This window comes from Malikia granosa (genome assembly GCF_002980595.1).
Classification (GTDB): domain Bacteria; phylum Pseudomonadota; class Gammaproteobacteria; order Burkholderiales; family Burkholderiaceae_C; genus Malikia; species Malikia granosa.
The window spans coordinates 107,784-128,588 of record NZ_PVLQ01000023.1; the positions used below are offsets into that span (position 1 = coordinate 107,784).

At 65.0% G+C, this 20,805-nt stretch carries 21 protein-coding genes; 8 read left to right on the forward strand and 13 right to left on the reverse strand.

Annotated features, from left to right (window positions below):
- Genes C6P64_RS07270 through C6P64_RS07295 form a run of 6 tightly spaced genes read left to right on the forward strand, consistent with a single transcriptional unit; the run spans window position 1 to window position 6,386 of the window.
- On the forward strand, window positions 1-1,059 hold the full coding sequence (locus C6P64_RS07270) for a CaiB/BaiF CoA transferase family protein (RefSeq protein ID WP_008642587.1): 1,059 nt from the start codon (window positions 1-3) through the stop codon (window positions 1,057-1,059).
- Between the two features lie 11 nt (window positions 1,060-1,070).
- Window positions 1,071-2,747 carry a long-chain-fatty-acid--CoA ligase gene (locus C6P64_RS07275; protein ID WP_008642585.1) on the forward strand — a complete coding sequence of 559 codons (1,677 nt, stop codon included), beginning with the start codon at window positions 1,071-1,073 and terminating at the stop codon, window positions 2,745-2,747.
- 27 nt (window positions 2,748-2,774) lie between these two features.
- Window positions 2,775-3,956 carry a thiolase family protein gene (locus C6P64_RS07280; protein WP_008642583.1) on the forward strand — a complete coding sequence of 394 codons (1,182 nt, stop codon included), beginning with the start codon at window positions 2,775-2,777 and terminating at the stop codon, window positions 3,954-3,956.
- Window positions 3,953-4,753, forward strand: coding sequence for an enoyl-CoA hydratase/isomerase family protein (locus tag C6P64_RS07285; protein ID WP_008642581.1), 801 nt, complete (start codon window positions 3,953-3,955; stop codon window positions 4,751-4,753). The genes C6P64_RS07280 and C6P64_RS07285 overlap by 4 nt, the downstream gene beginning before the upstream one ends.
- A gap of 30 nt (window positions 4,754-4,783) precedes the next feature.
- On the forward strand, window positions 4,784-5,566 hold the full coding sequence (locus C6P64_RS07290; RefSeq protein ID WP_008642580.1) for an SDR family oxidoreductase: 783 nt from the start codon (window positions 4,784-4,786) through the stop codon (window positions 5,564-5,566).
- Window positions 5,567-5,597: 31 nt separating this feature from the next.
- A complete protein-coding gene (locus C6P64_RS07295; protein ID WP_008642579.1) occupies window positions 5,598-6,386 on the forward strand; it encodes an enoyl-CoA hydratase/isomerase family protein in 789 nt (262 codons plus the stop codon).
- A 46-nt stretch (window positions 6,387-6,432) separates the two neighbouring features.
- On the opposite strand, the gene C6P64_RS07300 is transcribed toward C6P64_RS07295, so the two are convergent.
- The 9 genes from C6P64_RS07300 to C6P64_RS07355 all read right to left on the reverse strand — a co-directional run bounded on the left by C6P64_RS07300 (window position 6,433) and on the right by C6P64_RS07355 (window position 13,918).
- A complete protein-coding gene (locus tag C6P64_RS07300) occupies window positions 6,433-8,400 on the reverse strand; it encodes a relaxase/mobilization nuclease domain-containing protein (protein WP_008642578.1) in 1,968 nt (655 codons plus the stop codon).
- A 460-nt stretch (window positions 8,401-8,860) separates the two neighbouring features.
- Window positions 8,861-9,460: a S26 family signal peptidase gene (locus tag C6P64_RS07310; RefSeq protein WP_105747900.1), complete on the reverse strand. Its 600-nt coding sequence runs from the start codon at window positions 9,458-9,460 to the stop codon at window positions 8,861-8,863.
- On the reverse strand, window positions 9,457-10,002 hold the full coding sequence (locus C6P64_RS07315; RefSeq protein ID WP_105747901.1) for a DUF2840 domain-containing protein: 546 nt from the start codon (window positions 10,000-10,002) through the stop codon (window positions 9,457-9,459). Before C6P64_RS07315 ends, C6P64_RS07310 begins: the two co-directional genes overlap by 4 nt.
- Window positions 9,999-10,286: a hypothetical protein gene (locus C6P64_RS07320; protein ID WP_028968586.1), complete on the reverse strand. Its 288-nt coding sequence runs from the start codon at window positions 10,284-10,286 to the stop codon at window positions 9,999-10,001. Before C6P64_RS07320 ends, C6P64_RS07315 begins: the two co-directional genes overlap by 4 nt.
- Entirely contained in the window at window positions 10,283-10,921 is a 639-nt protein-coding gene (parA, locus tag C6P64_RS07325) for a ParA family partition ATPase (protein WP_105747902.1), read from the reverse strand. Before parA ends, C6P64_RS07320 begins: the two co-directional genes overlap by 4 nt.
- A gap of 289 nt (window positions 10,922-11,210) precedes the next feature.
- Window positions 11,211-12,059, reverse strand: coding sequence for a replication initiator protein A (locus C6P64_RS07335; protein ID WP_153855261.1), 849 nt, complete (start codon window positions 12,057-12,059; stop codon window positions 11,211-11,213).
- Between the two features lie 26 nt (window positions 12,060-12,085).
- A complete protein-coding gene (locus tag C6P64_RS07340; RefSeq protein ID WP_105747930.1) occupies window positions 12,086-12,367 on the reverse strand; it encodes a helix-turn-helix domain-containing protein in 282 nt (93 codons plus the stop codon).
- Window positions 12,368-12,442: 75 nt separating this feature from the next.
- Window positions 12,443-13,249, reverse strand: a complete 807-nt coding sequence (locus C6P64_RS07345; RefSeq protein WP_105747905.1) for a DUF2285 domain-containing protein — start codon at window positions 13,247-13,249, stop codon at window positions 12,443-12,445.
- A 321-nt stretch (window positions 13,250-13,570) separates the two neighbouring features.
- Window positions 13,571-13,918, reverse strand: coding sequence for a DUF2958 domain-containing protein (locus C6P64_RS07355; RefSeq protein ID WP_105747907.1), 348 nt, complete (start codon window positions 13,916-13,918; stop codon window positions 13,571-13,573).
- Between the two features lie 265 nt (window positions 13,919-14,183).
- On the opposite strand from C6P64_RS07355, the gene C6P64_RS07360 reads away from it, so the two are divergent.
- Together C6P64_RS07360 and C6P64_RS07365 are read left to right on the forward strand one after the other, a co-directional pair.
- A complete protein-coding gene (locus C6P64_RS07360; RefSeq protein WP_022960616.1) occupies window positions 14,184-14,474 on the forward strand; it encodes a helix-turn-helix domain-containing protein in 291 nt (96 codons plus the stop codon).
- Between the two features lie 52 nt (window positions 14,475-14,526).
- A complete protein-coding gene (locus C6P64_RS07365) occupies window positions 14,527-16,038 on the forward strand; it encodes a hypothetical protein (protein WP_105747908.1) in 1,512 nt (503 codons plus the stop codon).
- 39 nt (window positions 16,039-16,077) lie between these two features.
- Here C6P64_RS07365 and C6P64_RS07370 read toward each other — a convergent pair whose 3' ends face one another.
- From C6P64_RS07370 to C6P64_RS07390, 4 genes are all read right to left on the reverse strand, one after another.
- Window positions 16,078-16,392 (reverse strand): DUF736 domain-containing protein, encoded by a 315-nt coding sequence (locus C6P64_RS07370; protein ID WP_105747909.1) that lies wholly within the window; start codon window positions 16,390-16,392, stop codon window positions 16,078-16,080.
- Between the two features lie 777 nt (window positions 16,393-17,169).
- Window positions 17,170-17,379 carry a hypothetical protein gene (locus tag C6P64_RS07380; RefSeq protein ID WP_105747910.1) on the reverse strand — a complete coding sequence of 70 codons (210 nt, stop codon included), beginning with the start codon at window positions 17,377-17,379 and terminating at the stop codon, window positions 17,170-17,172.
- A gap of 60 nt (window positions 17,380-17,439) precedes the next feature.
- Window positions 17,440-19,524, reverse strand: a complete 2,085-nt coding sequence (locus C6P64_RS07385) for a ParB/RepB/Spo0J family partition protein (protein ID WP_105747911.1) — start codon at window positions 19,522-19,524, stop codon at window positions 17,440-17,442.
- Between the two features lie 81 nt (window positions 19,525-19,605).
- Window positions 19,606-20,433: a DUF932 domain-containing protein gene (locus C6P64_RS07390; protein ID WP_034074307.1), complete on the reverse strand. Its 828-nt coding sequence runs from the start codon at window positions 20,431-20,433 to the stop codon at window positions 19,606-19,608.
- Window positions 20,434-20,805: the final 372 nt, after the last annotated feature.

Below are 20,805 nucleotides of genomic sequence, written 5' to 3' on the forward strand. Positions count from 1 at the left end.
ATGTCGCACACGTTGCATACGCTGCAGATGCCGCTGCACGGCGTCCGCGTGGTGGAGTTCGAGGGCATAGGGCCAGGCCCGCTGGCCGCCAGGATGCTAGCTGACATGGGCGCCGAGGTGATTACGCTGACACGCGCCGAGCAGGCCGCTGCGGCGCGGCGGCTGGGCGGGGCGGTGGAGAACCCGCTGCGCCGCGGCAAGACGGTCGAGGTCATCGACCTGAAGTCGCCCGAAGGCAAGGCGCGTGCCCTGGACCTGATCGCTCAGGCAGACGCCTTGATCGAAGGCTTTCGCCCCGGTGTGATGGAACGGTTGGGCTTCGGCCCCGCCGAGTGTGCGGCGCGCAACCCCAGGCTGGTCTACGGCCGCATGACGGGCTGGGGCCAGGACGGCCCGCTCGCCCAGGCCGCCGGACACGACATGAACTACGTCGCGCTGACCGGCCTGCTGTCGCTGTCGGCACACAAAGGGCAAGCGCCCATCGTTCCGCCCACGGTACTCGGGGACGCGGCCGGGGCGCTGGGCATGGCTTTCGGCGTCGCCTGCGCGCTGGTCGATGCGCGCGCCACCGGCCGCGGCCGGGTCGTGGACGCCGCCATCGTTGACATCGTGGCAATGCTGGGCACCCTGGTGCACTGGATTCGCGCCAATGGGCAGATCGATGGCGCGCAGCCGAGTCCGTTTCACGATTCGCCGTTTTATGACGTGTACGCCTGCGCCGACGGCGGCTTCATCAGCCTCGGCGCGATCGAGCCGCCTTTCTACGCCTTGCTGCTGTCGAAGCTGGGCCTGGCGGACGTGGAGCCTGCCGACCAGTACGACACGGCAACGTGGCCGGCGCTGAAAGAGCGCATCGCAGCCCTCATCCGCAGCCAGCCCCGAGCGCACTGGTGCGCGCTGCTCGAAGGCAGCGACGCTTGCTTTGCACCCGTGCTCAGCCTCGCCGAGTCGGTGCAGCATCCGCATAACGCGGCACGGGGCATCTACCAGATCACCCCCTCCGGCGCCATCGAAGCGGCCCCGGCCCCACGGTTCCAGGCACTCGACACAACTACCTAGGAGACAAGCACATGACCGAAACCGTCCAGCCCACCAAGCCTGTCCGCGGCTGCCCGTCCACCACGGGCAACGAGCGCCAACTGAACACCACGACGCTGATCCGCCACGCTGCACGCACCCATGGGGATCAGGAGATCGTGTATCGCACACCCGGCGGCGGCTGGGACCGCTACACCTATGCCGACTGCTACGCACGCGTCTGCCGCAGCGCCAATGCGCTGCGCGCGCTCGGCGTCGAGCCGGGCGACCGGGTCGGCGTCCTGGACTGGAACAGCCGGCGCCACTTCGAGCTGTACTGGTCCATCCCCGGCCTGGGCGCGGTCATGCTGCAGATGAACCTGCGCCTGGGCCCCGAGGACCTGGGCTACGTTGTCGGCCATAGCGACGTGTCCTACGTTTGCGTGGACGAATCATTGCTGCCTATTGCCGAATCCGTCGCAGCGAACTCGCCCCAGATCAAGGGCTGGATCGTTATGACCGAAAAGCCGCTGGACCAGGTCAAGACCACGCTGGCGCCGCTGCTGCACTACGAAGACCTGCTGGCCGCCGCCGACGCCAAGATCGACTGGCCCGAGATCGACGAAACCTCGGCTTACAGCGCCTGCTACACCACCGGCACCACGGGCAAGCCCAAGGGCGTGTACTACTCGCACCGCGGCATCTACCTGCATTCCACGGGCATGGCCACCAACATGGGCATGACGCTGGACGACTGCGTCATGCTCATCACGCCCATGTTCCACGGGCAGTGCTGGGGCCTGCCGCAGGCGGCCACGCTGCTGGGCGACAAGATCGTGCTGCCGGGCCGCTACGCCGCCGAGGACACCAAGCCATTGGTCGACACCATGATCGCCGAGGGCGTGACCATCACCAACGGCGCACCGGCCATCTTCCAGCCTATGCTGCAGTACATCGAGACGTTGCCGGTCAAGCCGGACTTCAGCCGCATGCGCATGCTGTCCGGCGCCACCGAGCCACCTCTGTCGATGATGATCGGCTTTTACGAACTGACGGGTGCCGAGGTGGTGCACGGCTACGGCGCCACCGAAGCCACGACGCTGGTGGCGGTCAACCGCCTCAAGTCCACGCTCAAGAAGCGCCTGACCCAGGACGAGCAGTGGAACCTCAAGCGCAAGCAGGGCCTGATCCTTACCGGGGTGGACATCCGCATTCTCGATGCAGACGACCAGGACCTCCCGCACGACGGACAGTCGGCTGGCGAGATCTGCCTGCGCGGCCCCTGGATCACGACCAGCTATCACGACATGCCGGATTCAGGCGACCGCTTCCTGGAGGGCGGCTGGTGGCGCTCGGGCGATGTCGGCACGGTGGACGAGAACGGCTACCTCAAGGTTACCGACCGCATCAAGGACGTGATCAAGAGCGGCGGTGAATGGATCTCATCCATTGACATGGAGAACCTGCTCATGGGCCATCCGGCTGTGCGTGACGCCGCAGTGGTCGGCATTCCGCATGCTAAGTGGCAGGAACGGCCGCTGGCCCTGGTGGTGCTGAAGCCCGGTCAGCAGGCGACCCAGGAACAACTGCAGGAACACCTGAGCAGCGCGTTCGCCAAGTGGCAGTTGCCGGACCAGGTTCTGTTCGTCGAAGCCATCCCCAAGACCAGCGTCGGCAAGCTCGACAAGAAGCGCATACGCGTTGAGCATGCGGACCGCTACGCCGAGTGAGCCAACCTTTTGCTACAGGAAAACAACATGAATGACCATGAACCCGTCATCGTCGGTGCGCTGCGCACCCCCGTGGGCAAGCGCGGCGGGCGCTTGCAGAAATGGCACCCCGTTGATCTGCTGGGTGAGACGCTGCGTCAGCTGGTCGAGCGCTCCGGCATCAACCCCGCCGATCTGGACGATGTGATCGTCGGTTGCGTGCTGCAGTGGGACCAGCAGCACGGCAATCTGGGCCGGCATGCCGTGCTGGCGGCGGGGCTGCCAGAATCCGTCCCGGCGGTGACGGTCGACCGGCAATGCGGCTCCGGCCAGCAGGCGGTGAGCTTTGTCGTGCACGGTATTCAAGCGGGCGCCTACCAACTGGCCATCGGCGCCGGGGTAGAGTCGATGTCGCAGGCGCCCATGCCGCCGTCATTCAAGCCCGGCGCGCCGCTCGGCGCGCAATACAGCCCGCGTGAGCTGGCGCGCTACCAGGGCAACCCGCTGATACCGCAAGGCGCTTCGTCGGAGTTGATGAACAAGCGCTTCGGCCTCACGCGCGAGGCGCTGGACGCCTTCGCCGTGCGCAGCCATCGGCGCGCCATTGAGGCTTCGCGGGCTGGTCGTGTCCAAGACCAACTCGTGCGGCTGCATGAGGATCCGACCGACCCAGACAGCCCGCTCGTCACCGCCGACGAGGGCATGCGCGCCGACCCCAACCCCGAGAAGATGGCTACGCTTAAGCCCGTGTTTGCCGCAGACGGCGCTACAACGGCTGCTAACTCCTCGCAGATCAGCGACGGCGCCGCCGCGCTGCTGATCGCCAGCCGCGCCTACGCCCAGCAGCACGGCCTGAAGCCGCGTGCGCGCTTCGTCAGCACCGCAGTGGCGGCAGCCGACCCTGTCATCCAGTTCACTGCTGTGCTCGATGCCACCCGCAAGGCGTTGAAGGAATCGGGGCTGACCCCGGCCGACATCGACCTGTTTGAAGTCAATGAGGCATTCGGCGGCGTGCCGCTGATGTTCCAGCAGGAATTCGGCATTCCGGACGACCGCCTCAACGTCAATGGCGGCTCGGTGGCCATCGGCCATCCGCTGGGCTCCACTGGCGCGCGCATGCTCACCGACCTGCTGTGCGAGCTGGAGCGCCGAGGCGGCCGCTATGGCTTGCAGACCATCTGCGAGGCTTCGGGCACGGCCAACACCACCATCATCGAGCGCCTGGCATGAACGAGGCCACCATGAGCGAAGCCAGCGAAGTGCTCGTCAGCCGCGAAGGCGCCATCGTCACCTTGATCATCAACCGCCCGCGCGCGAAGAACAGCTTGAACCGCGCAGTATTCGATGGCCTGCGTGCACAGCTCGTGCAACTGCGCGACGACGATGCCGTACGCGCGGTCATCATCACCGGCGCCGAGGGCGTGTTTTGTGCAGGGGCCGACATCACGGCCTTCGACTCTCTGCGCGCCGAACCGCTGCTGGGCGACCGTGCGGCGGCAGGTGGCCACTTCTGGGCGGAACTGGAGCGCTTCCCTAAGCCCGTCATCGCAGCCGTGGAAAAGCTCGCGCTGGGCGGCGGCACGGAACTGGCGTTGGCCTGTGACATTGCTATCGCTGGCGAGTCCACCAAGTTCGGCGTGCCTGAAGTCAAGCTGGGCGCCATTCCCGGGGCCGGGGGCACCCAGCGTCTGATCCATGCCATCGGCAAGTCCAAGGCTATGGCCCTGCTGCTGACCGGCGATTTCATCGACGCCCGCAAAGCCTGCGATGCGGGCATGGTCGCCGAGGTGACGGCTGACGGCCAGGCCCTGCCGACGGCGTTGGCGATGGCCAACCGGATTGCATCCAATTCGCCGCTGGCCGTGGCACTGGCGAAAGATGCGGCACTGGCCAGCTTTGAAACTCCGCTCGCGCAAGGCCTGGAGCATGAGAAGCGTAATTTCCTCGTCGCTTTGCATTCGGCCGACAACCTGGAGGGGCAAGCCGCATTCCTCGGCAAGCGCCTCCCCCACTTCACGGGCCAATAGCGCCTGTCTCTCATCCATCGAGCAAAAATCATGCAACTCAATTCCGACATCTCCGCCGTCATCACCGGGGGCGCTTCCGGCCTAGGAGCTGCCACGGCCAGGCGCTTGGCCAGCCATGGTGTCAAAGTCGCCATCTTTGACATGAACGAAGCCATCGGCCAGGCGTTGGCCAGCGAACTTGACGGTGTTTACTGCAACGTGGACGTGACGTCCGAGGAGCAAGTGGACGCCGCCTTCGCCAAGGCCCGCGCGGCCATTGGACAGGAACGCATTCTGGTCAACTGCGCCGGTACTGCCGATGCCGTCAAGACGGTCAGCCGCGACAAGAAAACCGGCGAAATCCGCCCATGCCCAACAGATCGTTTCAATCGCATCATTCAGATCAACCTAGTGGGCACCTTCCGCTGCATCGCCAAGTCAGCCGCGGGCATGTTGACGCTCGCGCCGCTGGCCGATGGCGACCGCGGCGCCATCGTCAACACTGCGTCGGCCGCCGCACAGGATGGCCAGGTTGGCCAGGCCAGCTATGCTGCCAGTAAGGCTGCCATCGTGGGCATGGCCTTGCCGATTGCGCGCGACATGATGGACGAAGGGATCCGGGTCAACACCATCATGCCGGGGATCTTCGGAACACCATTGCTGCTGGGCCTGCCGGACAACGTCAAGCAGGCGCTGGCGGCCAGCGTGCCCTTTCCCAAGCGTTTGGGCGATCCCGATGAATTCGCGCAGGCCGTCGAGTTTCTCGTCACCTGCGGCTACATGAACGCCGAGTCCATTCGGGTGGATGGCGCTATTCGCATGGCGCCGCGCTGACGCCTGAAATCTTGGCCCATCAGGAAGCGTCATGTCCGAAAATTCTGTCATTCTCGAAAAGCATGGTGCTGTTGCGACCATCACACTCAATGCGCCTCAGAAAAAGAATGCGCTGAGCACGTCTGTCGTCAACGTGCTAGCTGGCGTCATTGCAGACGTCGAACGTGACGGCTCGATTCGCGCTTTGCTGCTGCGCGGCGAGGGCCGGATGTTCAGTTGCGGCGGCGACATCGACGAAATGGCGGCAGCAGGCGAAGCGTTGTCTACCTTGGTCGATGACGAATTGAGGGTGGTCGAACGCATGATTCCTCAATTCGCCAGCCTGCCATTCCCGGTGGTCTGCGCCGTACAAGGCGCGGTCGCTGGAGGCGGCCTCGGACTAGCATTGGCCTCTGACTACCTGATTGCCGCAAGTGGGACGAAATTCGTGGCGGCCCACACCGGCCTTGGATACGCGGGGGATTTCGGCATCAGCTGGCTCCTGCCGCGCGCAGTGGGCGGACGACGCGCACGCGACATGATCCTGACCAACCGCGTGGTCGGTTCGGATGAAGCCTTGGCCTGGGGATTGGTCGAGAAAGTAGTTCCGGGCGAGAGCCTGCTGGACGAAGCGCAGCGCATGACGGTGCAATTCTCGACCGGTCCTACGCATGGTTATGCGGGCGCCAAGCGCCTGCAACTTGCTGCCTTCGAGAGCGGTCTGGTGACCTCATTGAGGTTAGAGGCGGCCGAAATGAATCGGGCCTCGAAAACCACGGATTCGCTGGAAGCGGTCCACGCGTTCGTCGCAAAGCGAGTGCCTCAGTTTACCGGACGCTGATCGGTTGTAGACGCATCCAGTTGGTGGAGTTCAATTGCCGTTGGCGTCAGGTAATGGATAAACCCAACTGGCGTCGGATTTGCCAGGATACAGTGCCACCATGTATCTGTGCAGAAATCAGCATGCCGAGTCGTTGTTCGATGACCGGCTTCCACGGCACCAGGCTGAACCCCATACCGTCATCCAGCATCGCGTAGCGCCCGCTGGCCAGCATGAGGCTGCGGCGGTAGATACCCGCCACGCGCTGCCCCTCAGCTACCGGACGATGCTCCAAGCCCGTATCAGCGGCAATGTCCTTCGCGGCCTGCGCCACTTCCCGATTGCGCAACGCGCCCAGCAGATTGCGCGCCAGGATCACGCGCTGGCCGCGCCGCTCGGCCAGTCCCTGTTCGGCCAGGAAATCGGCGCGCTGCTGTAGCGCCTGCTTGGCCTCGCCGCCAAAGCCCAGGTCACCCAGACCGGAGCCGCCGCCGATCAACTGCTGATCCAGCCAGGTGGCACCGATCACGCGGGCCTGCCGCTCGATGGGCAGGTGCGATTTCAGCTCCACGGCCACGCCGCCCAGGCGCTGCGCGTCGTACTGGCGGCCACGCTCAGGCAAGTCACCGGGCACCTTCCATAGTCCCTCAGCGACGCGCTCCACGATGCCCGCTCGGCGCAGGGCTTCAAGGCGGCGGACATGGGCCGCAACCACTTCATGCGGGTCGCGGCCATCCTTGGCCTGGCCTTGTGCAATGGCCAAGTGATGGTCGGTGCGGTACAGCCCATTGGTCGCCAGCGCGGTGATGGTCTTGTCCGCTGCGCGCACCTCGGCGGAGCCTTTCACCTCGACCACTGCGCTCATGGGGTACTGCTCCAGTTCCGTCCTGGGCGGCAGCGCCACATAGTGGGCCTTGCCGTCGATGCCATCGACCACCAGATAGCCCCGGTCGTACAGTTCGTCGGCCAGTCCTTTGCCCGCCACGCGGCCGATGATGGAGTGTCCATCCTCGCCCGGTTGGAACACGGCCAGGTCACGCTGCTTGCCGCCCATCGCGCGCTGCATGGTGCGGATGATGTCGCCACGTTCTCCCATGGCCCGCAAGGTTTTCTCGGCATCGGCATGCACGGCCCAAGTGCCGGGCTGGGTCTGCGTGGCAAGCCCCATGCGTTGAAGCCGCTGCAAGCGCCCGACCAGCAGCAGACGCTGGCGTTGCAGTTTGGGTTCGTTGAAGCGCTCGACCTTCACCAGGCCGTCCACCGCCTCGCGCTGGAGGGTGCGATCCAGGCTCGTCCACCGCTCCTGTTCCACTTCGCGGGCTAGGGTGCGCTGGATCTCCAGCTCGGTGCGCGGCCCCAGCCATTCGGTGGCCAGTTCCATCGCCCGCTCGCGCATGCCGCGGGTGATGTACTCCTGCGAAATGATGAGATCCTTGCCAGTGTCGTCCTTGCCGCACAGCACGACATGGGTGTGCGGGTTGTCGGTATTCCAGTGATCGACCGCCACCCAATCCAGGCGGGTGCCCAGGTCGGCCTCCATGCGCTGCATCAGGTGCCGGGTGTAGGTGCGCAGGTCTTCGAGCTGCTCCGCATCCTCGGGCGAGACGATGAAGCGGAACTGGTGGCGGTCGCCCTTGCCACGCTCCTCGAAGGCGGCCGTGTCCGCCTCGTCGGTGATGGCGCCATAGGCACGGCCCTGTCCACCCTGGCGGTCCACGCCTTCGCGCTCGATGTAGCGCAGGTGCTGCACGGTGGAGCGGCCGCTGGCCTGCTGCAAATACACCAGCCGCACCTTGACCGTGGCCCGGCGAGAAAGCGCCGTCAACGACTGGCCCGTGAAGCGGGCTGCGACATGACCGCGCCCCAGGCGCGAACCGGGGGGCTTGCCGGTGGTCTTGCGCCCCCGGCCAGAGACGCCAGCGGCCTTGCTCGTCTGGCGCAGCACCTGGGCAATGAAGGTGTCGCCGCGCTGCCTGGGCTTGCTGGGCCGCACGCGAAAACGGTCATCGTCACCGGGATTTCCGCGCTGGCTCATGATGCAGTCCCCACCAAGCCCATCGCGCCCGAGCGCATGCGGCACACGGTATTCCCAATGCCCGCAAGGCCTTGGGGCTGCTGGCGGCACGAAGCCACCTTGTGGCGAGTGCCGCCCCCAACCCACGTGCAGACTGGCTTTGCGCGCGCCGTGGTGCCGCGCCCTTCAATCTTGCCTTCCGCCTTTGCCCTTCGCTGTCGCTCCGGGCATCGTCGGCCCGGCGGCGTTGCTGCACCCGCAGCCAGCCCGCCGGCAAACGCACCAATGGCCGCAGGCCGAGCGCGTTCGAGGCAAGACGCCTGCACGCTGGACGGCTGCGCCGAAGGCGGCGCGAAGTGCGGTGCCCAATGCGTAGGATTGGCACCCGCACTGCACGCGCGACGACACGGCGAAGACCTGCAGAACGACGCGCCTGATAGCACGACAAGAGGCACGGCGACGTGCAGCGAATCGGCGGCCTTCATGGGCGGGACTCCAGCCAGACCGGATGCGCGACGCCGATCACGGCGGATGCGCTGACCGGGCCGAAATAGCGGCTGTCGAACGACGCCGGATTCGTCACGCTCAACAGGAACAGCTCGCCGTCGGCCAGCGGCCGGCAATGCTGCCAGGATGGCAGCGGGTGGCCCAGCCGGTCGGCAGGCAGCGCGGCAGCCACCGGCACGCCGTCGATGCGAACCTGACCGGCAACGATGCAGACGTGTTGCGGCGCGACTGCACCCACGCGCTTGAGCAGTGGGACGTGTGCCGGCAGGTAGCCGCGCTGCGCAGCGAGCGCGGCAGCGTCGGCAGGCAATCGGGTCAGGACGATGCTGCCCACGGACAAGGGACGTGGCAGCGAGTCGGCGCCATGGCGCTGCGGATCGACGCGATACCAGCCGACCGGAACGCTGTCAGACGGGTTGTAGATCAGGCGCGGCAACGGCTGTACGAAAGCTGCCCAGGCTAGCGCAGCGAGGCCGACGGCGGCGAAGCCCGCCAGCACGAGGCGAGCGCGCAGGCGCGAGCGAGGAAGCGGCGCGGCTTTGGGTGTGCGTGCGGCGGTGGGATGGGCCGTCATGGCAGCGCCCTCCCGGCCAGCCAGGCGGCGTGCCGGTCGGCGGTGTATCCGGGCAGCGGCAAATGCGCGGCGAGCCGGTTGGCGAGCGTGCGCCAGTAGGCGGGCGACACGTCAATGGCAGCGATGCCCAGCGCCTCGATGCTGTCGATGCGTTCCAGCACGGCGCGCACATTGGCGTCACCTTCTGCATGCAGCAGCAGGCACGCGCCTGGCTGCACGCCGGGGATGCGCTGCGTGGCATCAAGCGGTGTAGCAGCCTGCATCACCATGAGCTGCCAGCGGATCGTGCCGTAGTCGTTGGCCTGCCAGCGAACGCGGCAGAGCATTGCACCCGGCATGAACATGGCGCAGCGCCGCCAGCGATCGAGCTGGAGCGTGCGCGCTGGTTCGCCGAAGCGCAAGTAGAGCTTGAAGCGCGGTTCGATGTAGGCGAGCGATACGCGCGTCAGCGGCGCGCTGGCGGGTTGGCTGGAAGGTGATGTGCGCGCAGTCATGGCCGCGATGGCGGCAGGCACGGCAGCAGACAATGCGGATGTGGTCATGGCGTGTTCTCCCTGCGGTGTTCTGGAAACTCGCGCTCCAGCAAACCGCGCAGCAAGTCGGCCACGGTCACGCCTTGCGTGAAGGCCGACACCTTGATGCGCGCCCGCATGGCGGGCGTGATGTCGAGGGTCAGGCGTGCGGTGTAGAGGTCGCCTTTGTTGAGCGCATCCGCGTCGCCCTGGCGAATCCACGCCTCAGCGTGTGGATTGGCGGGCGGACGCGCGCCGATGCCGACCCGCTTGGCCGGGCGTTTGCTGTTGGGTGGGTTGCTGTTGTCGCTCATGACGGCCACCGCAGCAGCTCATCGACCAGCGCGGTGATTTCCTGCGCCGCTGCGCTATCGGGGGCTGTCTCCCGCGCCAATCGACCCGCAGCCACGCTGTCGGCAAAGACGATGCGCTGGCGCACCTCGCAGCGCAGCGCTGGCAACGGCTGTTCGGCCAAGGCTTGCCGTGCTTCGCGCCCGATCACCGTGGTGCTGACGCGCCGGTTGATGACAAAAGCCGCCGCTAGCTGCGGCCGGAACACCTGGGCCTCACGGATCAGCGCCACCATCTCGGCGCTGGCCCACAGGTCATAGGGGCTGGGCTGTACCGGAATCAGCACCCGTTCGGCCGCCAGCAGCGCAGAGCGCGCCAAGGCGGCGATCCGGGGTGGCCCGTCGATGATGACGTGATCGGCCCGCCTGGCGAGTTCTGGGGCTTCCTGGTGCAGTGTCTCGCGTGCCAGGCCCACGGCGCTGAACAGCCGTGGCAAGCCTTGCTGGCTTCTGCGCTGCGTCCAGTCGAGCGAGGAACCCTGCGGGTCGGCATCCAGCAGGACGACGTGCAGGCCGCGCAGCGCCAGTTCGCCAGCGATGTGCGTGGCGAGCGTGGTCTTGCCGACACCGCCTTTCTGGTTGAGCAAGGCGACGATCATGGCGCGGCCCTCCAGCTTGGAAGACCGGACTGTTTTTGCCGCGTCGAACGGGGTGTTTTTTGCAGTTCTTGCTGGCTGTTTTTTCTGCCTGCGGCAGTTGTCCACCGCGATGCTGCTTCTCTACTAATAGTTAGAGAATTTAAGTTAGTAATGTTAGAGGGATCGCAAACCCGCGCCGTTACTGGCTTTCCGGCGTTTTCGTACTCCTGATAGCACGATAGGCGTACTCCTGATAGCACGACACCTCTTACTCCTGATAGCACGACCCCATCCACAGCTTGTCCCGCTGTTATCCCCGTGCCGTCTGCGGCACGGGCCGGAAGGTCAGCAATTCCATGTCGTCCTCGGGAATCCGCACGATGCCCAGCTCGTATCCCGGCAGTGATTGCCGGGCGACCAGCGCCCGCAGGTCGTAGGCGAAATCCGAAAACCGCGTGCTGCTGCCCGACTTGCGGTGCAGATGCCGGAAGTCGAACTGCCAGCCGTATTCCTGCCGGCCGCCATGCTTGCGCACCAGGCGGTACAGCCAGCGCTCGATGCCGCCCGTGAGTCGGAAGTACGTCGGGTCGATGGTCAGCACCAGGGCGGCGTCCAGCACGCCCGCATAGAACCAGTCCGGCAGGATCAGCTCGATGCCCAGCGGCGTGCCTCTGGCATCGGCCAGTTCCTTCCATTCGTTGATCCACGAAAAGCGGTGCAAGCGCCTTCCCGTGGTTTCGCGGATGGACGTGGCCACTGTGGTCGATTGCAGCCGATCCAGCGCGGCCTTGAGACGCTGGTAGTCGCGCAGCGACTTGCCGCGCCCGATGAAGCGCAGGATCTCGTAGGGCGTAGCCTGCATCCGCCGGGACGGCTGGATGCCCGCATCCTTGGCTTCGACGATCTGGCTGGCCGCCCAGATCAGGATGTCGGCATCCCAGATGGTGGCGATGCCATGCTCCTGCGTGCCTTCCACGCGAATGGTGATGTTGCCGCTGCGGAAGTCGATCGGCGCGGTGCGCCGCGACTTCGCCAGCGAGAAAAACGGATAGGCCATCAAGTCCTGGGCATCGCGCGGTGCCATGTCCTCGCCCGGCAGTGCGCGGAACAGGTCGAGCTGTTCGCGCTGCTGCAAGGCGTGCCCTGGTGGGCGGGACATGGCGATGGCCACCGGCGATGCGCCGATCAGCGCGCACGGCTGTCAGCCAAGTGGTGCTCGGCATATTCGGGGTCGGACGTGGTCTCGAAGCTGCGCGTTTCCGCCCAGGCATCGAGGTCGGCCACGGCGTACATGACGCGGCGACCGAACTTGCGAAACTTCGGGCCACCACCGATGACGCGCTGTTTCTCCAGCGTGCGCGGTGACAGGCGCAGGTAGTCGGCAGCCTCATCGTTGGTGAGATAGCGTTGGGGTTGTGCAGGTGTGGCAACGGGAGCGGCGGCAGGCCGCAAGGGAGCGGGTCGCATGGGATGTACCTCCATCAAGCCCGGCCACACAGCGCAGCCGGATGGAGGCAGTCTCAAGAAACTTGGGGCTCTTGCTCAGGGACGTTCTGCAGGGGTTGCGAAACGTCCCCCCTCATGCGAAGTGACAACCGGAAGCTGTGCCAGACGGCGATAACCGCCGCGCATCAGCCCATCGCCCCGGCGCACCAGCCGTCGCACGCGCGCGCGCAGAGCGCTGTCGGCGTGCCAGTCGGCGGTAACGGCATCCACACCAAACAGCCCTTCGGCCACCTCCCGCAGGGACGCACCCGCCAGGGTCGCGTCCAGCGCCTGAAGCGTGTGCAGTTCCAGCAATTCGGACAGCGGCGGACGTGGCCGGACGGTCGCCGCAGGTACGGCACCGGCGGCTACGGCGATTTTGTTCAATTCGCTCGCCAGGGCCGCATAGCGTTCGCAAGGCGCGGCGCAGGCCCGGATGGCATAGGCGTAAGCCATGCCATCGGCCAAGCCTGGCGCGAGCACGAAGCGCAGGCAGCAACCGGGCCAGCGCGCCACCAGCACCAGGCGCTTGCCGTCATGGATCAGGTGTTTGTGGCCCGGCAGCTTCCAGAACTCAAAGCACAGGGCATCGGGCGGTGGATCGGCATCCGGGTAGAGCTGCACCACGGCATCGTGATCGGGGAACCAGGCCGGGTGCGCGTCCCGCGCATCCAGGGCGGGATCTTCCAGCAGGCGCAGCCCCCAATGCCCGGCGGCATCCGGTTGGCGACGACGGCGCAACCAGTCGTGCCGATAGTCTGGATGACGGCGAAGGTACTCCCAGGCCAGCGCCGGGCCATCCAGGTGCAGAACGTAGAGATAGGCCGCCGTGGCATACCACGGCTCGGCACTGCGATCAGCCATACGGCAACCTCCCTGTGCTGGGGATGCGTCGCCACGGCGAAACGGCGTGCTACGAGGCCATCGTCAAAACGTCATGGGTGAAGCGTAAACTGGCAGTGTCAAGACCGATGAACTCCGATGCGTTGCTGAAATCGTCCGAGTGCGACGGCGGCAACGCTCTCCAATGGCATGCCGCGTCGGTCAGCTTGCCGCAGCCCGCGCCAGGCATCATGACCGTTTCGATCTGGCACGCACCGCTTCGGTGCAACACTGCCGATTCAGACCGAACGGGTCACAGACCAGACCGAAATAGACACAATGCGCCCCGCTTGGCGGTGGCGCTCAATCGGTGATCGAGCCGTTGTCTTCGGCCAGTCGCAGGTATTCCGACAACCGCCGCAGCGGCTGGAAGTAGCGATCCCGCATCACGGGCTGCTGGCGCGGCCCGACGATGGCGGCCAGGTCGGACAGCTTCACCGTTCCCAGTGCAGGCATGCCAATCCCCAAGTCGATCAAGCCGTGGGCAGTATCGCAATCGGCGGGGTCGAGCGAAGCCAGCAGCCAAGTGGCATGCGCATCTGGCGTAAACAGGCGCACCACAGGCATCGGATCGGTGTCCTGCCCGGCGGCGCGGGCGTGGCCGTTGGCCAGCAGGCACATGCGCTCGTCGGTGGTGATGAGCGTGGTCATGGCTGTACGTCCACGGACTTGCGGAGCAGCAGAGGCGCTTTCACGCATTCCAACGAAAGCACCAATGTGCAATCCCACGTATCCGCAGAGACGTAGAGGCACGAAGGCACATGCACGTATGTCAGGAAAGACACGGATCAGGCTCTCCGCTTTTGAAGAAAGCCGCCGATGCGGATTTCAGTAAAGGCACAAAAACAGGTGAGATTGGATGAATGAGTTAAATATAACGTGGTTTTAATTGTGCTGCGAATCGACGCTTCTGTCTATGCAGAAGCGAACCGTCCAGCGCGGCCGACCGGCCGGCTCCACCACCTTCGACGCCGAGCTGGCCCAGGCCTTCGGCGCGGCGGTGCGCGCACTGCGGGTCGAGCAAGGCGTGGCGCAGGAGACCTTGGCACATCAAGCCGGTATCGAGCGTTCTCACATGGGCAAGATTGAGCGCGGCGAACACATGCCCACGCTGGCGATTATTTTCAAGATCGCGCGTGCGCTGGGGCTCAGCGTCGCCCACTTGATGGGGGCCGCTGAAGAAGTCCTGGGCGAAATGGCTAATTGACTCTGCATCGCATAGCTTCGCTTGGCGTGGTGCAACTTTGGAAAGGAACTCAATGGCGAAGACATGCATCGTGTGCGGACAGGCCGCAGGCTCTGGGGAGCACGTTTTTCCGGCGTCTCTTGGAGGCCGGCGGGTCAACTCCGGCATCTATTGCCCCAAGCACGACAACAGCTATTCGGGTCTCGTCAATGAGATTGCCGAGCAGCTCGACTTCCTCAATGCATACTTGGGCGTTCGGCCGGATCACTCCAAGCACCCCAAAACTGCCTATGGCGAGCACACGCTGACGGGAGAGACCGTTTCGATCTCTGCCAAGGAGATCAAATTCACGAAGCCCCGCGTCATATCCCGCACCGCAGTTGGCGAAGGTGAAGAGTTGCATCTGGCATTTCCCAACCATCAGTCCGTCAAACAGTTCGCAAAAAAGATGGAGGACGATGGACACGAGTGGACACCCTTGTCGAAGCCCTCCGCTCGGCCGTATATCACCGGTTCCATTCACCATAAGCGCAAATTTGGCGGTGCCTGTGGTCTGGGCGCCATCGCGTACATGACGCAGACATTCTTCGCGCAGGAATTCCCAGAGCTCGCGCGATCAGGGACGCTTTCCAACTTCATCAACTACACGCAAGCCATCGCCAAGGTCGCAGCGCTGGGCGGCTGCGAACAGCAGCCGGAAGAGCGCGAGGAATTGATCGAGGCACGCGCGGCGGTGACGGTTGCGCTGGAGCCCTTTGGAGGCACGGCACCGATCTGGTGGGATTTCAGCCCGCCCGCCGGAGCGCGCGCCAACAAGTTTGAATTTGGGCATCGAGTGACGGTTGGTATTGATGGCTTTGACGGCCAAATCTACGGCCGTGTCGCGCTGTTCTCCACTTTAACCTTTGCCGTACACCTGGGCACGGCACCGCAGGGTTCCGCCACGCGAGAAGTGACCGTGGACATTGATCCTCTCGCGGAGCATCCGCCACACGATATCGACAAACATCAGGTGCTCTCAGCGCCAGGCCGCGTTCAAGTGCCGGAACACGCTACCGAAGGGCTTGCGAATGCGCTCGCCGACGGCACGCAACAGCGTGCGTTCGCAAACCTGCTGGAACGCTTGGAAGAACATCAACTCCTCAAGCTGGCGCGCACCATGAGTACGGCGCTCGCGCCATGTTCCACGTTGTCGCTATTTGAAGCACGAACACTGATCGAAAAGGAACTTGACCAACAACCACAGCAAATTTGGCGTTTGGTCACTGCTGTCGTTGAAGGCTTACGGGCGGAAATGGTCAAAGGCGGCATGGAAAACATTGCCCCAGTGCTCGATAACCTGATTGCGTATGACGCTCAATCAGCAAGCGGTCTATCGCAGCAGGCCGAGGCCACGTTAGCCCTGGCCAAAGCCGCATTAGTTGCACAGATGGAGCAAGACTGCGCAGCAGGCGTACTCCACGAGGAACGCATTGCGGAACTCATGGGCAGAGGCCCAGGCCTTTATGCCGTGGGGCAGTTGGTGCTGGCCCCTGTCTTGCAGGTGTTTAGTGAATCCGCTCACCCCAATGAAGTGAGCAGGTAAGCCAAGCGCCTCGCCATAGTGGGCGAGGCGCTGATGTGGTTACGCCGCCTTGGGCTTGCTGCGTGACCAGATCAGGTCATGCGTGCCATCCTCGTTTTCGATCAGGCGGGCATAGACCGTTGCAGGGAACGAAGGATCGTCCAGGGTCACGGACACATAGGGGCGTCCTGCCTCGCTGGTCTTTTTCCACGCTGCGCCGATGTCGTGGCCAGCCGCTTGCAGGCGGTAGTCGGGTGCGCTTTCGTTGTCACCCTTGTCATTGGGAACCAGCTTGACCTTGACGTTGAGCGTCAGGGTGCGAAGCGTGCCGGTGAAGCCGTCTTTCTCTGCGGTGAAGGTGCCGATGTTAGCCATGATGATTTCTCCTTTCGGGTTGAACAAGGTCGCGCCAGTGCGTCCTTGTTGTGATCCGCCCGGCGGGGGATGGGTTGGCCGCACCGCGGAGCGGTCGCAACAACGTGGAGAACCTGGAGGCGAAAAGAATTTGTCCCGCGAGGAATGCGCGCAGCGCAGGGGAAATTGTTTTCGCCTCCAGGTTGCGGTCATAAAGCCAAAGGCGCAGCCGCGCCACCGCCAGGATTCGCAACAAGACAAGGACGCACGGGCCGCCCGCTCCCGAATGGAAACATGGCCGACTCGGCATCCTCGCATGACAACTTCACCGGCTTGTTCCCTTACGCGGCCAGGTCAATGCCCCAGCAACAAGGTACGAGCGCTCCTGCCACAACTTGCGGCCACATGCTTGATGCGTGGCGTGGAAGCTCCACATCGAGGCCAGGTGGTGTGTCGGTGAACCGTCCTTCGTGACGTACAGGCAACGAACGCGCCAGCGTCGAGCACGGCACGCTTTCGTGCAACCTGCCGCAGCAAGCCGGGGCGTAGCCCCACAAGCGCCGCCCATTGCGGCGAGGTGCTGTCGGGATGTCGGCGGCGCGTGCGCCGCTGCACTTGCATGGCTTCAATGGCTTTTGCGCACAAGACGACTTGTGCGCGGCCCCTTTGCCGCCTGACCGAAGGCGGCAAAGGGGCGTTTTGGCTTTGAGCCTTGAAACCGGGTGCGGCCACTGCCTCGCGCGGAGTTTTGGCATTTCCCGCGCCCAAGACGGAACGGCTTGGGCGCGGGGCTGCTCCCTATTCTTTGCTTTCGATGATCCACCACACTGCACGCGGCAAGGCGCGGCCCGTGATGGGGTGTAGGTCGGTCAGGTCGGCGCGGGCTATCCAGCCCCGAGGCGGGCGGTAGCCGCGCACGTCGCCATCGCCATGCCAGCGGCGGGCGCGCACCGTGCCGGGGGCGTAGATCGCGGCCATGCGTGGGCGGTTCGTGGTGTTGTGGCTCATGGGGGAATCCTCGGCATGAAGCGCCCCGGCCGGAACCGGGGCGCTATCTGTGGTGCAAGGTCAAGCGGCCAGTGCCTCGGCCTGCGTCTGCTCATCCGCCACGGCGGCGAATTCCTCCGGTGCTTCGGCTGCCTCGTTCGTTACCACCTCCTGCACGGTCTGCTGCGTGGCTTCGGCACGGAAGATGGCAGGCATCCAGCCGGTGCCATCGGCCAGCCGTTCGGCTTCGCTGGCAATGTCGCCTTTTTTCAACTTCGCCAGCCGGGTGACGTGCCCCGGTGCGAATTCGCCCACGGCTTCCAGAATCGCGGCCTTCGGCAAATGCTGAAAATAGCCGTCTGCGGTGGGTTGCCACCATGCCACCATGTCCAGCGCCACCGCCTGCGCCAGTTCGGCACCAGGCTGGTGCTGCGTGGCGCGGGGCGTCACCACATCGACCGTGGATGCCACGCATACGGCCAGCAGGCGCACCAGTTCATCCTGCGGCTTCGCCAGCAGTGCGACGAACAGTTCGGCGCTGTCCTCCGACAAGACTTCACCCGCTACCTGTTGCAGTTCGCGCAGTACCACGGCGGCGGGCGATTCCGGCCAGTCCGGGGCTATGCCTTCCAGCCGATCTTGCTGGATCAGCTTCACACCCAGCGGCAGATCGTGGCCGTAGTGGCTGCCTTGCAAGACAGTCTGCACCATGCCATGCACCAGCGCGGCCAGCGCCACCTGCGGATGCCGTGCGACTTCGATTTGCAGCGCGGCGGTACGGTGGGCACTCAACCGCTGTGCCAGTCGGTCGGACACGGCGGCGGTCTTGGGGGCGTCGTCGGCTTCCTCGCCGGTGTCGTCGTTCCCAGCTTCGCCCTCGCGGCCGAAGCCCTGCCGCAAGCGTTCCAGCGTGCGCAGTGCCTTGGCCTCGGCTTCGCGCAGCAGGCCACGATGAATCACGGCCTCGCCGTTGCGGTCGATGGTGACGATGGCACCGGCGGCAGCTTTGACGGCATCCCCGTAGTCCTGCAAGCCATCCTCCAGCGCCTGCAACTGTTCGCCCAGGTGTTCGCCTTCCTCCTGCAAAGCGTCGGCCTTTTCTTCATCGTCGGCGTCCAGGGCGGCATCCACGGCCTCGGCCAGCGCCTGCATCTTGGTTTGCAGCTTCTCGATGCGTTGGGCTTCGCGCTTGTTCGGGCTGCGGCGCTGCCTCGGGGCGCGCTGGAAGGCTTGCAGGTCGGCATGGGTCGTGCCGGGGGTGGCATCCACCCATGCCCAGCCTTCGGCCTTCACCTCGGCGGCAAGGCTGGCCAGCTTGTCCTGCGCCAGCCGTTCCAGCAGCGTGGCATCGGTCAGATACACGCCGCTATTGGCTTCCGCGAACAGATCGCGGCGGGTGCCACCGCCTGCGGCCTCGTAAGCATCCAGCCCAACGAAGCGCACCAGCGGATGCCGGTAGGCGTCAATCTCGCGCTCTGTCAGGCGGTTGCGCAGGTTATGCGGGCTGCGCTGCCATGTCGGCGCATCGTAGAACGCGGCTTCCTGTGCGGCGTGGTCGTCGGTGATGGCAAGGGCCATCAACTGGTCAAGGCTCACGGCTTCGGCCCGGTAGTCGGCCAGCAGCCGGGGCGAGACGTTAGCCAGCTTCAAGCGGCGCTGTACCACCAGCGGCGTGACGCTGAAATCTGCGGCAATGTCCTCGATGGGGCGGCCTTCGGCCACCAGCGCGGCAAATGCCTCGAACTGGTCGGCGGGGTGCATGGCTTCGCGTTGCACGTTCTCGGTCAGGCTGGCGGTGCGGGCGGTGCCATCGGCCACCAACAGGCAAGGCACCTCCCATTCCTTGCTGATGCGGTGCTTTTTCGCCAGCAGCTTGAGGGCGGCAAGGCGACGGCCTCCGGCCACGACTTCGTAACGCTCGCCGTCAGCGGTCGCGGTCACGATCAGGTTTTGCAGCAGGCCGACACGCTGGATGCTGGCGGCGAGTTCGGGAATCGACATGCGCGGGGTCTTGCGCACGTTGCGGCCCGTAGGGCGCGATACCAGCCGCGACAGCGGCACAAGAATCAGATTCTTGCTCGGGTCGGCGGCTTCCAGCAGCACGGCAGGCGCGGCGCTGGCCGTGGCGTGGATGGCTTGGGCTTCGGTGTGGTTGATGGCGTTCATGGTGAAAACTCCTTGCGATGATGGAATGCAGCAGCGAATGACGCGGCAAGGGTTGCTGCCTGCCCCTGCCGCGCAGGGAAATCAGGCTTTCAACTGGCGCAGGCCGTCGGCCAGCAGCCACAGGGCGCGATTGAGGCGCACATCGGAATCAATGCCCTGCACCGGGCGGGTCTGCTGGCGGCGTCCGTTGGCGCTGCGTCCAGACAATCCGCCTTTGGTCAGGTTTTCCTGTATGCGGTTGAAGGTCATCCACAAGTCCGGGCGGCGGTCGTCGAACCGGCGCGGCATCAGGATTTGCGATTCGGTGATGGGGGCTGGCTTGTCCGGGTCGTCGTACTTGAGCGACAGCGCGGCGCGGGCGAATACTTCGGCCTCGCCTTCGTCCAGCGTGATGGCCTGCATGGATTCACGGGACTCCAGCGCACGGTCGAAGCCGTGCAGCACCTGATAGGCACCTTCGATTACTTGTCCGGCCACGTCGCCCTTATGCGGCACGCGCACATCGGCCACGGTATCGCCGCAAACAAGGCCATTGCTGCACACGAAACGGAACATGCCGGCCAGCATCTGGTAGCTACTGGTGCCATCGTGCGAGTTCAGCAGGATGATTTCGTTGGCTTCGCCTCGGGCGTTGATCTGGCTGGCATGGCGCAGCCGGATCATGTGCTTGGTGTAGTCGCGGCGGTCTTCGTGGCGGGTGCGGGTCTGCGTCACCATGAAGGGCTGAAACCCTTCCTTGCGCAGTTCGGTCAGCACCGTGGCGGTGGGGATATAGGCGTAACGCTGGGAACGGCTTTCGTGTGGCGCTTCCGCAAAGATGGACGGGGCCACGCGGTGAATCTGGTCATCGGACAGCGGGGAGTCGCTGCGCAGTACCGGGGAACGGGAAGCGAAACGGGATGCAAGCATGGTCTTTCTCCTGACGAAAAGGGTTTGCTGTTCAAACCGCACACCGGATTCCTAGATTCGGAGCCCAGCCTTTCGGCTGTTCGGTGCGGTTGGCACGAGGAACCCGGTTGGCCCTGTTGCCACCGTCTTTCCTGAGTTCATCGCCCGCGACGGTCAGGAGCCCACGGACGTGGGCCGTCAAGGAGAAAAGCGGCAGGTAGGTGCGGCCCGCAGGCGCAGCCGAGGACACGGCCTGACGCGCCTTGATGGCACGCGGCCACGGGCTACAGTCGCGAGCAAGGTGATGGAGTCAGGAGAGACGGCTGGACATGGCAACGGCCGCCGCGATGTGCAAACCGCACGCAAGCGAAGCGCGCAGGCCCGAAGCTGGAA